The organism is Pantoea sp. A4, from assembly GCF_000295955.2.
GTDB lineage: Bacteria > Pseudomonadota > Gammaproteobacteria > Enterobacterales > Enterobacteriaceae > Pantoea > Pantoea multigeneris.
This window is the reverse complement of the sequence record NZ_ALXE01000002.1, coordinates 41,227-54,934: the sequence shown is the minus strand read 5'-3', so window position 1 is coordinate 54,934 and position 13,708 is coordinate 41,227. Positions and strand designations below refer to the sequence as shown.

The window sequence follows — 13,708 nt, the reverse complement described above, 5'->3', positions numbered from 1 at the left end:
AAATCCTGTTGACGCTGAGGGCGGCAAATCAACTGGATTTGCCGCAGTCTGTTCAGGATCTGATGATATCGCGGTGACGCAGGAGGTCTAATAATTGGCGGGTCAGTTTTGTAACCAATTGTTCGCCATCCAGCTGAATTTCTGGGGCTTCTGGCGCTTCATACGCGCTGTCGATTCCGGTGAAATTGCGCAGTTCACCGGCACGGGCTTTTTTATACAGCCCCTTGGGATCGCGCGCTTCACAAATCGCTAGCGGCGTATCGACAAACACTTCAATAAACTGGCCTTCACCTAGCTGCTCACGCACCATCTGGCGCTCAGCACGATGGGGAGAGATAAACGCGGTCAACACCACTAACCCGGCATCCACCATCAGTTTTGCGACTTCACCCACCCGGCGGATGTTCTCTTTACGATCGTCATCACTGAAGCCGAGATCGCGACACAAGCCATGACGTACGTTATCACCATCCAGCAGATAGGTACTGACACCCGCAGCGTGAAGAGCCTGCTCCAGCGCGCCAGCAACGGTTGATTTACCCGAGCCCGAAAGCCCGGTAAACCACAGCACGACCCCTTGATGGCCGTGCTGCTGCTCTCTGGCCTCACGCGTAACGGGATGGTCATGCCATACCACGTTCTCATCGTGTTGCGCCATTAGTTGCCCCCTAACAGGTCACGCGCGTTCCAGTGTGGGAAGTGGCGGCGCACCAGCGCATTCAGTTCCAGCTCGAAGGCACTAAACTGGCCCTGCTGCTGTAGCTGGTTAGTCAGCGGCTGATTGATTAGCCCGGCGCCTACCGTGACGTTACTCAGGCGATCGATAAAGATCATGCCGCCGGTCACTGGGTTTTGCTGATAGCTATCCAACACCATCGGTTCATCAAAAGTCAGTTCAACCAAGCCGATACCGTTCAACGGCAGTTGATCCGCGCTGCGTTTTTCCAGGCTGTTGATCTCAACCTGATGAATCACTTTTTCAACGCGTGCACGGGATTTTTTCCCTGCGATTTTCACGTCATAGCTCTGACCAGGCTGCAACGCCTGCTCTGCCATCCACACCACGTCGACGGTGGCGGACTGCACGGCTTGCAGTTCGGCATCTGCCGCAACCAGCAGATCGCCACGGCTAATATCGACTTCATCGGTTAGTACCAGGGTAATGGCTTCGCCCGCACCCGCCTGTTGCAAATCGCCATCAAAAGTCACAATCCGTGCGATGTTAGATTCCACGCCAGAAGGCAGAACTTTTACACGCTGTCCTACGCTAACCACACCGGATGCCAGCGTGCCAGCATAACCACGGAAATCCAGGTTAGGGCGATTCACGTACTGTACCGGGAAGCGCATTGGCTGGTGTTCAACCACACGTTTGATTTCCACGGTTTCCAGCACATCGAGCAGCGTTGGGCCGCTGTACCACGGCATAGTCTGGCTCGGGCTAGCCACGTTATCCCCTTCCAGCGCCGACATCGGGACAAAACGAATATCCAGATCCTGCGGCAGCTGCTCGGCAAAATCGAGATAGCTCTGTTTGATCTGCTCAAACACGTCCTGCTTGTAGTCGACCAGATCCATTTTGTTGATCGCGACCACCAGGTTTTTAATCCCCAGCAGCGTTGAGATGAAGCTGTGACGACGTGTCTGATCCAGCACGCCTTTACGCGCATCGATCAGTAAAATAGCCAAATCACAGGTCGAAGCCCCGGTCGCCATGTTTCGCGTGTACTGCTCGTGTCCTGGGGTATCTGCGATGATAAATTTGCGTTTTTCGGTAGAGAAATAGCGGTAAGCAACATCAATGGTGATGCCCTGCTCACGCTCGGCCTGCAGGCCATCCACCAGCAACGCCAGATCCAGCTTCTCACCTTGCGTGCCGTGACGCTTGCTGTCGTTGTGCAGCGAGGAGAGCTGATCTTCATAAATCTGACGCGTGTCATGCAGCAAACGACCAATCAGGGTACTTTTCCCATCATCCACGCTGCCACAGGTGAGGAAGCGCAGCAGGCTTTTGTGCTGTTGTGCGGTCAACCAGGCTTCTACGCCACCCTGGTCGGCAATTTGTTGTGCAATTACAGTATTCATCTGGCGCTCCTCAGAAATAACCCTGACGTTTTTTCATTTCCATTGATCCGGCCTGATCGCGATCTATCACGCGGCCCTGACGTTCACTGGTAGTGGAGACCAGCATCTCTTCAATAATTTCCGGCAGCGTCTGGGCTTCTGACTCCACGGCACCGGTTAATGGCCAGCAGCCAAGGGTACGGAAACGCACCATGCGCTCTTCAATTTTTTCACCGGGCTGCAGGTCGATACGATCGTCATCAATCATCATCAACATGCCATCACGTTCCAGCACCGGACGCGGTGCGGCCAGGTAAAGTGGGACGATTTCGATATTTTCCAGGAAGATGTACTGCCAGATGTCCAGCTCCGTCCAGTTGGAGAGCGGGAATACGCGGATGCTTTCGCCTTTATTGATCTGGCCGTTGTAGTTGTGCCACAGCTCAGGACGCTGATTTTTTGGGTCCCAGCGGTGGAAGCGGTCACGGAACGAGTAAATACGCTCTTTGGCTCGTGATTTCTCTTCATCACGACGGGCACCACCAAACGCGGCATCAAAACCGTATTTGTTCAGCGCCTGCTTCAACCCTTCGGTTTTCATGATGTCGGTGTGCTTAGCACTGCCGTGCACAAACGGGCTGATGCCCATTGCAACACCTTCCGGATTACGGTGGACCAGCAACTCTGCACCAATCTGTTTCACTGTGCGGTCGCGGAACTCATACATCTCACGGAATTTCCAGCCGGTGTCCACGTGCAGCAGCGGGAATGGCAGCGTGCCTGGATAGAACGCTTTACGCGCCAGATGCAGCATCACCGAAGAGTCTTTACCGATAGAGTACATCATTACCGGATTGCTGAACTCCGCCGCCACTTCGCGGATGATATGGATGCTTTCAGCTTCCAGCTGACGCAGATGAGTGAGTCTTTTTTGGTCCATGATATTTCCTCAAGCCAGATTGACAACGGCGGACTCGCGAGCCCCCTGCTGTGCCGAATGTTGAAACCAGGCTAACTGCTCATGCAGATTCACCACTTCACCGATCACCAAAAGGGCCGGGGTGGGCGCAACGGCAGCCAGTGCTTCCAGTTGTTCTAATGTGCCGGTGAGTACCTGCTGATCCTGACGCGTTCCGCGCCCGATCACCGCCACTGGCGTGTGCGGGTCTCGACCGTGCTGAATTAATCCGGCGCTGATTTCCGCCGCTTTGACCGTGCCCATGTAGATCGCCAGCGTTTGTCGTGCTCGCGCCAATGAAGGCCAGTCGATCCCTGCGCTGTCGCTGCGCAGATGACCAGTAATAAACAGTGCGCTCTGCGCGTAGTCGCGGTGCGTCAGTGGAATACCGGCATAAGCCGTCGCCCCGGAGGCCGCGGTGATACCCGGCACCACCTGGAACGGAATACCTGCGGCGCGGGCAGCCTGAAGTTCCTCACCACCACGACCAAAGATAAACGGATCGCCACCTTTCAGACGCACCACGCGTTTCCCTTCCAGCGCCAGTTTGACCAATAGCTGGTTAGTCTCTTCCTGCGAAACGGAGTGTGCGCCAGCACGTTTGCCCACGCAGATACGGTCAGCATCACGCCGCACCAGCTCCAGCACTTCATCACTGACCAGATGGTCATACAGCACCACATCCGCCAGTTGCATCACCTGAAGGCCACGCAGTGTGAGGAGGCCGCTATCGCCAGGCCCGGCACCTACCAGAATCACTTCACCCTGACGGTTTTCTTCAGTGGTGAGTTCACGATCCAGCGTTTCACGTGCCGCTGTCACGTTACCGGCGGCCATCTGGCTGGCGAACAGACCATTAAACGCCCGTTCCCAGAAGCGGCGGCGGTCGCTCATTTCAGCAAAGCGCTGTTTAACCTTGCCGCGCCACTCTCCAGCCACCTGAGCCATCTGCCCTAGCGTGGCGGGTAACAGGGTTTCAATTTTTTCCCGCAGCAGACGAGCCAGTACCGGTGCCGTGCCACTGGAGGAGATCGCCACCACTAACGGGGAGCGATCAACAATAGAAGGAAAGATAAACGAACACTTCGGCTGATCATCCACCACGTTTACCAGACGAAAACGGGCATTGGCCTCGTCGAACACCTGGCTGTTCAGGGCGTTATCATCGGTGGCAGCAATCACCAGAAAGACTTTATCGAGCTGGGCCGGTTCGAATGATGTCGCGATCCACTCAACCTGTTGTGCATCTCGTTGAGCTTGCAGTTCTTCGCACAATTCACGTGCGGCAATCTGCACCTGCGCGCCAGCGCGATGCAGCAGTTCTATTTTGCGGGCAGCGATATCACCACCACCGACGACGAGCACCGGGCGGCCTTTGAGATCGGCGAATAAGGGCAGATAATCCACGTGAACCTTAGTACTATGCTAATGATTAACGCGACTATACGTCCCCTGGTTCTGGCAGATGAAATTACTTATTGGAATGAGTTGTTACTGAATGGAATAACGCCACTGCTAAGTTACGAACAAATAGTGCTTAACGAATGATATTGCTGGTGTTTCAGCGTTTTCTAAATTGTCTAATTTGCTTCACAGTTTCATACTGGCTGCGTTTTTTCCGCCGCCTGTGTTCAGGTGTTTTACAAGGATAACCCCATGTTTGCCTTTCTCCGCCGGGCCGCGCTTTGCGCACTGGTCAGCGGTCTTACCTTTCAGGCTTCGGCATCTGTCTCTACGCCAGGCCAGTTTGCCGAACAACAAATTCGCCATATCGCGACGCTCTTCCCCGGTCGCATGAGCGGTTCGCCCGCCGAATTAATGGCCGCAGATTATCTGCAACAACAGTTCAGCAGTTTTGGCTACCAAAGCAACACCCGTCAGTTCAATACCGGCTATGAATGGCAGGATGAACGTGGGCAGCAGCACCCGCGTAAAGTGACTGCGACATCAGTAATTGCCGCGCGTGCAGGTGAAGTGCCGCAAGAGATTCTGGTCATCGCCCATCTGGATACCTGGACCCCCGCCAGCAGCAAAGATATCGATAATAATTTGGGTGGCCTGCGTTTACAGGGCGTTGATGATAATGCTTCTGGCCTTGGCGTAATGCTGGAGCTGGCTGAGAAACTTAGCCATAGTCCACTGCATTATGGTATTCGTTTTGTCGCACTCAGTGCCGCACAGAACAATCTGCATGGTGTGGATGATTACCTGCAGCGCATGAGTCCTGTTGAGAAGAAAAATACGCTGTTAGTGATTGACCTGAACAGTCTGATCACGGGCGACTCCCTCTATTTTAACAGCGGGCAACATACGCCCGTTGCCGTGCGTAAGCAGACCAGCGAACGTGCCGTGCGCCTGGCGCACAGGCTTAATATTCCGGCAGCCAGCCGGGTATTAACCAGTAATGACTTTGCGGGGCATAATGCTTTTGATCAAGCGGGGTTCCCTTTGCTTGATGTCACGGCCAGCAACTGGAAACTTGGCCAGCATAACGGCATGCAGCAGCGCAGCCGTAGCCGCCATTTCCCTGAAGGGGAAACCCGACACCAGACCGATCTGGATAACTTGCAATATATCGATCGCTGGCTGCCCGGACGCATTGCGCTGCGCAGCCGTGAGAGCGTTAATATCCTCCTGCCTTTGCTGCAAGAACTGGCTAATCCGCAACGTTAAGGAATCTATATGTACGTGGTGTATTTGAACTACTTCCGCCCAGTTGAAGATGTCGAAGCTTTACTGGCTCCCCACATTGAGTGGCTGAACCGTTATTTCGACAGCGGGGATATTATTGCCGCCGGGCGCAAAGATCCGCGTACCGGAGGAATGATTATGCTCCGGGACATGCCACGCACCCGCCTGGCCGCCATTCTGGCAGAGGACCCGTTTGTGGAAGTGGCAAACTATGACGTGACGAAGGTCAACGTGACACGCGCCGCCGAGCAGTTCTCTGGCCTGAAAGGAATTTAATCGGGTCATCCATCGCACGGACTGCTGGCAGCCGCATTGCTGCCAGCAACACCAACACAACTGTCTGCCGACCCGAGATACATCGGCCTGTCAGAGGGGGGTTGAGTTCCGACAGGCTCCACGCCAATCCCCCTCTGCCACCGAAATCCGTATCACTGTTTTGTCTGAAAGACGAGAAACGTGTGGCTTGCAGATAAAGCGCTAACCCACAAACCGCACGGATATCTGACCGCCGCATTGCTGCCAGCAACACCAACACAACAGTCTGCCGACCCGAGATACATCGGCCTGTCAGAGGGGGTTGGGTTCCGACAGGCTCCACGCCAATCCCCCTCTGCCACCGAAATCCGTATCACTGTTTTGTCTGAAAGACGAGAAACGTGTGGATTGCAGATAAAGCGCTAACCCAGAAACCGCACGGACTTCTGGCAGCCGCGTTGCTGCCTGCGGGGAAGGCACTGGGGGATATGATAGCGAGTGCTTGCCCGACATGGACGTCGGGCCAGATCGGCAGGAGCAATCTTTCCGAGCAGTCATATCCCCCATTGCCTGACCTGACTACACGACCTTTAGCGGCTTGATCATCACCGCCAGTAACAACAAAAAACCCCGAACAGAGTCGGGGTTTCCATCAATCGAAGCAGACGCTTAACCTTCGTGCAAACCGCACTCGCGCTTCAGGCCGAAGAAACGCGTCTCTTCTTCTACCATGCCCGGCTCCCACTTGCGCGTGGTGTGGGTATCCCCCACCGAGAGATAACCTTCATCCCACAGCGGGTGATATTTCAGGTTATTCGCCTTCAGATATTGATACACCTGACGGTTGTCCCAGTCGATGATCGGCAGAATCTTAAACACACCGCGCTGAACACCTAACACCGGCAATTGTGCCCGGCTACCCGACTGATCGCGACGTAACCCAGCAAACCAGGTTTGTGCGCCCAGAGTCTCCAGCGCCCGGTTCATCGGCTCAACTTTATTCAACTGATTATACTGCTCAATGCCCTCAACCCCCTGCTCCCACAGTTTGCCGTAGCGCGCTTCCTGCCAGGCCGGTGAGGTGTCCGCACGGAACACCTGCAGGTTGAGATTAAGCTGTTCGGTCAGTTGATCGATGAAACGATAGGTTTCCGGGAACAGATAACCGGTATCGGTCAGAATCACCGGAATATCCGGCTGCTGACGCGTGACCAGGTGCAGCGACACCGCCGCCTGAATACCAAAGCTGGATGAGAGGACAAAAGCGCCCGGCAACTGTTCCAGCGCCCAGCTCACCCGCTGTTCAGCGGAAAGCTGTTCCAGCTGTGCATTGGTTTCCGCCAGCGCCTGGCTGCGATCCTCTTTGCTCAGCGCATTCAGTGCTGCAATGTCAAACTGACTCATGATGCCTCCTGATCCCAAAAGTCCCGCGCCGGATCCAGAACCGGCTTGACGACCCCAACGCGGATAACAAAGTCACCAAAACCTTCATCGGCGTGGCGTTCTGACGCCCAACGGCCAACCAGCTCATCAATACTGGCGAGGATTTCAGTTTCCGTGATGTTTTCGCGGTACATACGCGGGATACGCGTTCCCATCCGGTTACCCCCAAGGTGCAGGTTGTAACGGCCTGGCGCTTTACCGACTAAACCAATCTCCGCCAGCAAAGCACGGCCACATCCATTAGGGCAACCGGTAACACGTAGCACTATGTGCTCTTCGCCCACACCGTGGCGGTGCATGATCTCTTCAACGCGTGTGACAAACGAAGGCAGGAAACGCTCTGCTTCTGCCATCGCCAACGGACAGGTTGGGAAGGCAACGCAGGCCATCGAATTCTCACGCTGCGGCGTTACGCTGTCCATCAGGCCATGGGCACGTGCAATCGCTTCAATCTGTGCTTTCTGTGCTTCAGGCACACCGGCCACAATCAGGTTCTGGTTTGCCGTCAGGCGGAAGTCACCTTCGTGGACTTTCGCAATTTCAGCAATACCACTTTTCAACGGACGTCCTGGGTAATCCAACAGACGGCCATTTTCCACAAACAGCGTCAAATGCCACTTGTTATCAATGCCTTTCAGCCAGCCGATATTGTCACCACGGCTGGTGAATTCATAAGGACGGATTGGCTCAAACGTCAGACCTGCGCGCTTCTCCACCTCTGCCTTAAACACATCCGGGCCGACGCGTTCAATGGTGTACTTGGTTTTGGCATTTTTACGATCGGTACGGTTGCCCCAGTCACGCTGAGTGGTAACCACTGCCGCCGCCACATCCAGAGTCTTGTCCAGTGGCAGGAAGCCAATTTCACTGGCGGTACGGGCGTAAGTCGCCTTGTTGCCGTGATCGATAGACAAGCCACCGCCCACCAGCAGGTTAAAGCCAATCAGCTTGCCCTTCTCAGCCACCGCAATGAAGTTCAGATCGTTGGCGTGCAGATCGACATCATTGTTCGGTGGGATCACCACCGTGGTTTTAAACTTACGCGGCAGATAAGTCTCACCCAAAATCGGTTCGACATCGGTGGTCTCGACTTTCTCCTGATCCCACCAGATTTCTGCATAGGCGCGCGTCTGCGGCAGCAGGTGCTCAGACAGTTTTTTCGCCCACTCGTACGCTTCCTGATGCAGCTCAGACTCTACCGGGTTAGAGGTACAGAGCACGTTACGGTTTACGTCATTGGCGGTAGCCAGTGCGTCCAGACCGACTTCATGCAGCATCTGATGCGTAGGTTTGACGTTCTTCTTCAGAATGCCGTGGAACTGGAAAGTCTGACGGTTCGTCAAACGGATGCTGCCGTAAATAGTCTTCTCGGTGGCAAATTTATCAATCGCCAGCCACTGGTATGGCTTGATAATGCCACCAGGCAGACGACAGCGCAGCATCATGGCGTGACGCGGCTCCAGCTTCTGCGCTGCACGTTCAGCACGGATATCACGATCATCTTGCTGATACATGCCATGGAAGCGGATCAGCAAGAAGTTATCACCGGAAAAACCACCGGTCAGTCCCTCTTCCAGATCTTCTTTAATCGTGCCGCGCAGGTAGTTACTCTGCTTTTTCAGACGCTCGGCGTCCACTAACTTACCTTCTACGACCAGAGGTCCGGGGTGTTTTTCGCTCATCAGTAAACGTCTCGCTGATAACGGCGCTCAACGCGCAGCTCACTTAAAAATTCATCGGCCGTTTCACGATCCATTCCGCCGTGTTCGACCACCACATCCAGCAAAGCCTGCTCAACGTCTTTCGCCATGCGATTGGCGTCGCCGCAGACATAAAGGTGTGCGCCTTCTGCGATCCAGCGCCACACTTCCGCCCCTTTAGCGCGGATTTTATCTTGTACGTAAATCTTCTCTTGCTGATCGCGCGACCAGGCAAGATCGATGTTTGTTAACAGGCCATCTTTGACATATTTCTGCCACTCAACCTGATACAGGAAATCTTCAGTAAAGTGCGGGTTGCCAAAGAACAGCCAGTTTTTGCCGCCTGCACCGTCGTTATCACGCTGTTGAATGAACGAGCGGAACGGGGCAATGCCGGTGCCAGGGCCAATCATAATCACCGGCGTTTCCGGGTTAGCCGGCAGACGGAAGTTGTCGTTGTGTTCGATGAAGATACGAATCTCGCCATCTTCCTCGATGCGATCGGCCAGCCAGGTAGAGGCACCGCCGCCGCGCGCACGGCCATCAATTTCATAGCGCACAGCACCCACGGTGATATGCACTTCGTTTTCGTTCTCCGCCTGTGAAGAAGCGATGGAATAGAGGCGCGGCGTCAGTGGACGCAGCAGGCCAGTCAGTTGCTCCACATTGAGTTCAATCGGTGCCTGACGAACCATCTCGATGATCGGAACGTTCTGGGCAAAGTTTTGCAGCGCCGCTTTATCATCCACCAGAGCCAGTAAAGCTTCGTTGCGCGAAAGCGTGGCGTACTGCGCGACGATTTGCGGTGTATTCACCGTCAGCTCAAAGTGTTTTTGCAGGGCTTCTGCCAGTGGCAGCGTGTTGCCCTGCACTTCAACCTGTTCATCACCTTTCAGCCAGACCTGCGCCAACAGTTCGCTGACCAGCTCCGCATCATTCTCATACCACACGCCCAGCGCATCACCAGGCTGATAACGCAGGCCAGAGTCGCCGAGATCGATTTCGATGTGGCGCACGTCTTTATCTGAACCACGTCCGGTAATTTTTTGATTAACCGCAAAAGCGGCAGTTAATGGCGCTTCTTTGGTGTAAGGGCTAGAGAAAACCTCATTCACCGCACCCGTCGCGGTTACCGCTGCGGAAGCCGCTGACTGGGCGGGGACGCGTTGTTTCAGGATCTCAACCAGCGCACTGCGCCAGTCAGTGGCCTGTTGTGCGTACTCAACGTCAGCATCAACGCGATCCAGCAAGCGGGCTGCGCCCAGCTCTTCCAGACGCTTATCGAAGTCTTTGCCTGCCTGGCTGAAGAATTCATAGGAGGTATCACCGAGGCCAAACACTGCAAACGCCGCGTCTTTCAGCTGCGGTGCCTTTTTCCCCATCAGGAATTTATGCAGTGCCACGGCTTCTTCTGGTGGCTCGCCCTCCCCCTGCGTTGAGGTCACGACCACCAGCAGTTTTTCCTGACCAATCTGCTTGAATTTATAGTCACCTGCGTTGACGAGGTTCACATTCAGTTTTGCCGCCAGCAAATCATCACGTAATTGCTCTGCCAGACGGCGTGCATTGCCGGTCTGAGAGGCGGAGATCAAAGTGACAGAAGGCGCTTCCGCCTGGGCCGGTGCTGCTGCCACAGCGGCACCAGGTACATTGTTGACCATGCCCCAGAAATAGCCAGAGAGCCATGCCAGTTGCGTAGGTGAGAAGTCCGTGGTTGCTGTTTGCAAACGAGCAAGTTGATCGGGCGTCAGCGGAAGAATTGAACCTGAAGGAGCCTGAGTCGTCATCGCGTTAAGATATCCAGTAGCTGTGATCAGCGCCGTGAACAACGGCAGAATGTGGGTAGGTTACCGGGCACTATATTAACGACTAAATAAAGCTTCGATATATAAAATAACCAAAATGACTTAATGGTTTTATGGATTTAACCAACCAGAAAAAGTGGTAAACAAAAGCATTTTAAATCATTGAGTTAATCATCTGAGGCTCCACCAAAGGCAGAAAAATGGCGCATTCGTGCGACCAGGCTGGGAAAAATTACCATTTCAGGTAGAATTCTCACCGTTAACCCGTTAGAGAACCATTATGTCTACCACGTTGTTTAAAGAATTCCAGTTTGAAGCCGCCCATCACCTGCCGCATGTCCCTGAGGGGCATAAGTGCGGTCGCCTGCATGGTCACTCCTTTTTAGTACGACTGGAAATTACCGGTGAAGTGGATGCGTATACCGGTTGGGTAATGGATTTTGCCGAACTGAAAGCGGCATTTATGCCGATCTATGATCGCCTCGATCATAACTATCTCAATGAAATTCCAGGTCTGGAAAACCCTACCAGCGAAGTGCTGGCAAAGTGGATTTGGGATGAGATGAAGCCAAAGCTGCCCGAACTTAGCGCAGTGATGGTGAAAGAAACCTGTACTGCTGGCTGTGTCTATCGCGGCGAGTAAGTGTGTGGCAAGAAAGCGGGCCTCTTCTGTCGGCCCGCTTAGCCATCAGGCGATATTCAGATACTTATGTGTCTGTAACGAAAGCCGCCAGTTGCGCGCTATGCAGGTATTAATGCACAGTTCGGTGGCATCAGCTTTCTGGCTGATGGGTTGCAGGGCAATAATCCGTGGCTTCACGTCACTTAACGTTGCCAGCAATCCATCCAGCGCATCCACATCACGCTGGCGGGCCACCGGATGCTTCACCTCATCGGCCCTGACCAGCGCCTGATGCAACACATCATAGCCGCCGCGCATATTGACCTTGGGTGACACCGTTACCCAGGTCTTTTCGCTACAGCGCACCTCATGCGTGCCGCTGGTTTCAATCTGGCAATCAAATCCTGCGGCTTCCAGCGCTTCCGTTAACGGGCGCAGGTCGTAAATGCAGGGTTCACCGCCCGTGATCACCACGTGCCGGGCCGTCCAGCCTTTATCGGCAATAACCTTACGCAGCATCGCTTCGTCGGCATTTCCCCAGGCATCACTCTCCTGAGTTTTAATCACGATATCACCGAGCGATGTCTCCCGATCGGCCAGCTTATCCCAGGTATGTTTCGTATCACACCAGCTGCAACCCACCGGGCATCCCTGCAGTCGGATAAATATTGCCGGAACGCCGGTATACAGGCCTTCTCCCTGCAATGTCTGGAACATCTCATTAATCGGGTAGTACATTTGTTACTCGTTAGTGTAAAACAGGGCGCTGATTATGGCAGATCTGCGCCAGACAACAACACCTGAACACCAGAAAAGCAAAAGCCCCGCACGATGGCGGGGCTTTTTTCAGAAAGCCAGACGATTACGCCTGGCCTTTCACTTCTTTCAGACCGTTGAATGGCGCGGCATTGCCCAGCGCTTCTTCGATACGGATCAGCTGGTTGTACTTAGCAACACGGTCAGAACGGCTCATTGAACCGGTTTTGATCTGGCCTGCTGCAGTACCTACCGCCAGGTCAGCGATAGTGGCATCTTCGGTTTCACCTGAACGGTGTGAAATCACCGCGGTGTAGCCTGCATCTTTTGCCATCTTGATTGCAGCCAGGGTTTCGGTCAGAGAACCGATCTGGTTGAATTTGATCAGGATAGAGTTAGCGATGCCTTTCTCGATACCTTCTTTCAGGATTTTGGTGTTGGTCACGAACAGGTCATCACCAACCAGCTGGATTTTGTCGCCCAGTACTTTGGTCTGGTACGCGAAGCCCGCCCAGTCAGACTCATCCAGACCGTCTTCGATAGAGACGATTGGGTACTGTTTGGTCAGCTCTTCCAGGAAGTGGGTGAACTCTTCAGAGGTGAACGCTTTGTTGCCTTCGCCAGCCAGCACATATTTGCCGTCTTTGTAGAATTCAGAAGCTGCACAGTCCATCGCCAGAGTGATGTCTTTGCCCAGTTCGTAGCCCGCTGCTTTTACCGCTTCAGCGATAACAGCCAGTGCTTCAGCGTTAGAACCCAGGTTTGGTGCGTAACCGCCTTCATCACCTACTGCAGTGTTCAGGCCTTTCGCCTTCAGCACTTTAGCCAGGTGGTGGAACACTTCAGAACCCATACGGATGGCTTCTTTCACGTTCTTCGCGCCAACAGGCTGAATCATAAATTCCTGGATGTCGACGTTGTTGTCGGCGTGCTCACCACCATTGATGATGTTCATCATTGGCAGTGGCATAGAATATTTGCCTGGAGTACCGTTCAGTTCTGCGATGTGCGCATACAGTGGCAGGCCTTTAGAGGCAGCAGCCGCTTTAGCAGCAGCCAGAGATACCGCCAGAATGGCGTTAGCGCCGAAGTTGGATTTGTTCTCAGTACCGTCGAGATCGATCATCACTTTATCGACATTGGCCTGGTCTTTGGCATCTTTGCCCACCAGCGCCTGTGCGATAGGACCGTTAACAGCAGCAACGGCTTTGGTTACGCCTTTGCCCAGGAAACGAGATTTGTCACCATCGCGCAGTTCCAGAGCTTCACGTGAACCGGTAGAAGCACCTGATGGGGCCGCAGCCAGGCCGACAAAACCGCCTTCCAGGTGAACTTCAGCTTCTACAGTCGGGTTACCACGAGAGTCGATAATTTCGCGACCAATGACTTTAACGATTTTGGACATTCGATTTTC

12 protein-coding genes are annotated in these 13,708 nt (G+C 54.1%); 3 read left to right on the top strand and 9 right to left on the bottom strand.

Features of this window, described 5'->3' with window-relative positions:
• Positions 1-52: 52 nt before the first annotated feature.
• From cysC to cysG, 4 genes are read right to left on the bottom strand one after another with little or no spacing between them, the layout of a single operon-like run.
• Positions 53-658, bottom strand: coding sequence for an adenylyl-sulfate kinase (gene cysC, locus B880_RS0100960; RefSeq protein ID WP_017345514.1), 606 nt, complete (start codon positions 656-658; stop codon positions 53-55).
• Positions 658-2,085: a sulfate adenylyltransferase subunit CysN gene (gene cysN / locus B880_RS0100955; RefSeq protein WP_017345513.1), complete on the bottom strand. Its 1,428-nt coding sequence runs from the start codon at positions 2,083-2,085 to the stop codon at positions 658-660. Before cysN ends, cysC begins: the two co-directional genes overlap by 1 nt.
• A gap of 10 nt (positions 2,086-2,095) precedes the next feature.
• On the bottom strand, positions 2,096-3,004 hold the full coding sequence (gene cysD / locus B880_RS0100950) for a sulfate adenylyltransferase subunit CysD (RefSeq protein WP_017345512.1): 909 nt from the start codon (positions 3,002-3,004) through the stop codon (positions 2,096-2,098).
• Between the two features lie 9 nt (positions 3,005-3,013).
• Positions 3,014-4,429, bottom strand: coding sequence for a siroheme synthase CysG (cysG, locus tag B880_RS0100945; RefSeq protein ID WP_017345511.1), 1,416 nt, complete (start codon positions 4,427-4,429; stop codon positions 3,014-3,016).
• Between the two features lie 249 nt (positions 4,430-4,678).
• Here cysG and B880_RS0100940 point away from each other — a divergent pair, with 249 nt between their 5' ends.
• Together B880_RS0100940 and B880_RS0100935 are read left to right on the top strand one after the other, a co-directional pair.
• The gene (locus B880_RS0100940) at positions 4,679-5,695 is read left to right on the top strand and encodes an aminopeptidase (RefSeq protein WP_017345510.1); all 1,017 of its coding nucleotides are present in this window, start codon (positions 4,679-4,681) and stop codon (positions 5,693-5,695) included.
• A 9-nt stretch (positions 5,696-5,704) separates the two neighbouring features.
• Entirely contained in the window at positions 5,705-5,989 is a 285-nt protein-coding gene (locus B880_RS0100935) for a YciI family protein (protein WP_017345509.1), read from the top strand.
• A 648-nt stretch (positions 5,990-6,637) separates the two neighbouring features.
• Here the strand turns inward: B880_RS0100935 and B880_RS0100930 are convergent.
• From B880_RS0100930 to cysJ, 3 genes are read right to left on the bottom strand one after another with little or no spacing between them, the layout of a single operon-like run.
• Positions 6,638-7,372: a phosphoadenylyl-sulfate reductase gene (locus B880_RS0100930; protein WP_017345508.1), complete on the bottom strand. Its 735-nt coding sequence runs from the start codon at positions 7,370-7,372 to the stop codon at positions 6,638-6,640.
• The gene (gene cysI, locus B880_RS0100925) at positions 7,369-9,093 is read right to left on the bottom strand and encodes an assimilatory sulfite reductase (NADPH) hemoprotein subunit (RefSeq protein ID WP_017345507.1); all 1,725 of its coding nucleotides are present in this window, start codon (positions 9,091-9,093) and stop codon (positions 7,369-7,371) included. The genes B880_RS0100930 and cysI overlap by 4 nt, the downstream gene beginning before the upstream one ends.
• Positions 9,093-10,898, bottom strand: a complete 1,806-nt coding sequence (gene cysJ / locus B880_RS0100920; RefSeq protein ID WP_017345506.1) for an NADPH-dependent assimilatory sulfite reductase flavoprotein subunit — start codon at positions 10,896-10,898, stop codon at positions 9,093-9,095. The genes cysI and cysJ overlap by 1 nt, the downstream gene beginning before the upstream one ends.
• A gap of 298 nt (positions 10,899-11,196) precedes the next feature.
• On the opposite strand from cysJ, the gene queD reads away from it, so the two are divergent.
• Positions 11,197-11,559 carry a 6-carboxytetrahydropterin synthase QueD gene (queD, locus tag B880_RS0100915; RefSeq protein ID WP_017345505.1) on the top strand — a complete coding sequence of 121 codons (363 nt, stop codon included), beginning with the start codon at positions 11,197-11,199 and terminating at the stop codon, positions 11,557-11,559.
• A gap of 45 nt (positions 11,560-11,604) precedes the next feature.
• On the opposite strand, the gene queE is transcribed toward queD, so the two are convergent.
• Positions 11,605-12,276, bottom strand: coding sequence for a 7-carboxy-7-deazaguanine synthase QueE (gene queE, locus B880_RS0100910; protein WP_017345504.1), 672 nt, complete (start codon positions 12,274-12,276; stop codon positions 11,605-11,607).
• A 124-nt stretch (positions 12,277-12,400) separates the two neighbouring features.
• On the bottom strand, positions 12,401-13,699 hold the full coding sequence (gene eno / locus B880_RS0100905; RefSeq protein ID WP_017345503.1) for a phosphopyruvate hydratase: 1,299 nt from the start codon (positions 13,697-13,699) through the stop codon (positions 12,401-12,403).
• Positions 13,700-13,708 lie beyond the last annotated feature (9 nt).

Bases quoted from the DNA above. Each gene is read 5' to 3' on its own strand.
- cysC (WP_017345514.1), bottom strand. From the start codon at position 658: ATGGCGCAACACGATGAGAACGTGGTATGGCATGACCATCCCGTTACG.
- cysN (WP_017345513.1), bottom strand. From the start codon at position 2,085: ATGAATACTGTAATTGCACAACAAATTGCCGACCAGGGTGGCGTAGAA.
- cysD (WP_017345512.1), bottom strand. From the start codon at position 3,004: ATGGACCAAAAAAGACTCACTCATCTGCGTCAGCTGGAAGCTGAAAGC.
- B880_RS0100940 (WP_017345510.1), top strand. From the start codon at position 4,679: ATGTTTGCCTTTCTCCGCCGGGCCGCGCTTTGCGCACTGGTCAGCGGT.
- B880_RS0100935 (WP_017345509.1), top strand. From the start codon at position 5,705: ATGTACGTGGTGTATTTGAACTACTTCCGCCCAGTTGAAGATGTCGAA.
- B880_RS0100930 (WP_017345508.1), bottom strand. From the start codon at position 7,372: ATGAGTCAGTTTGACATTGCAGCACTGAATGCGCTGAGCAAAGAGGAT.
- cysI (WP_017345507.1), bottom strand. From the start codon at position 9,093: ATGAGCGAAAAACACCCCGGACCTCTGGTCGTAGAAGGTAAGTTAGTG.
- cysJ (WP_017345506.1), bottom strand. From the start codon at position 10,898: ATGACGACTCAGGCTCCTTCAGGTTCAATTCTTCCGCTGACGCCCGAT.
- queD (WP_017345505.1), top strand. From the start codon at position 11,197: ATGTCTACCACGTTGTTTAAAGAATTCCAGTTTGAAGCCGCCCATCAC.
- queE (WP_017345504.1), bottom strand. From the start codon at position 12,276: ATGTACTACCCGATTAATGAGATGTTCCAGACATTGCAGGGAGAAGGC.
- eno (WP_017345503.1), bottom strand. From the start codon at position 13,699: ATGTCCAAAATCGTTAAAGTCATTGGTCGCGAAATTATCGACTCTCGT.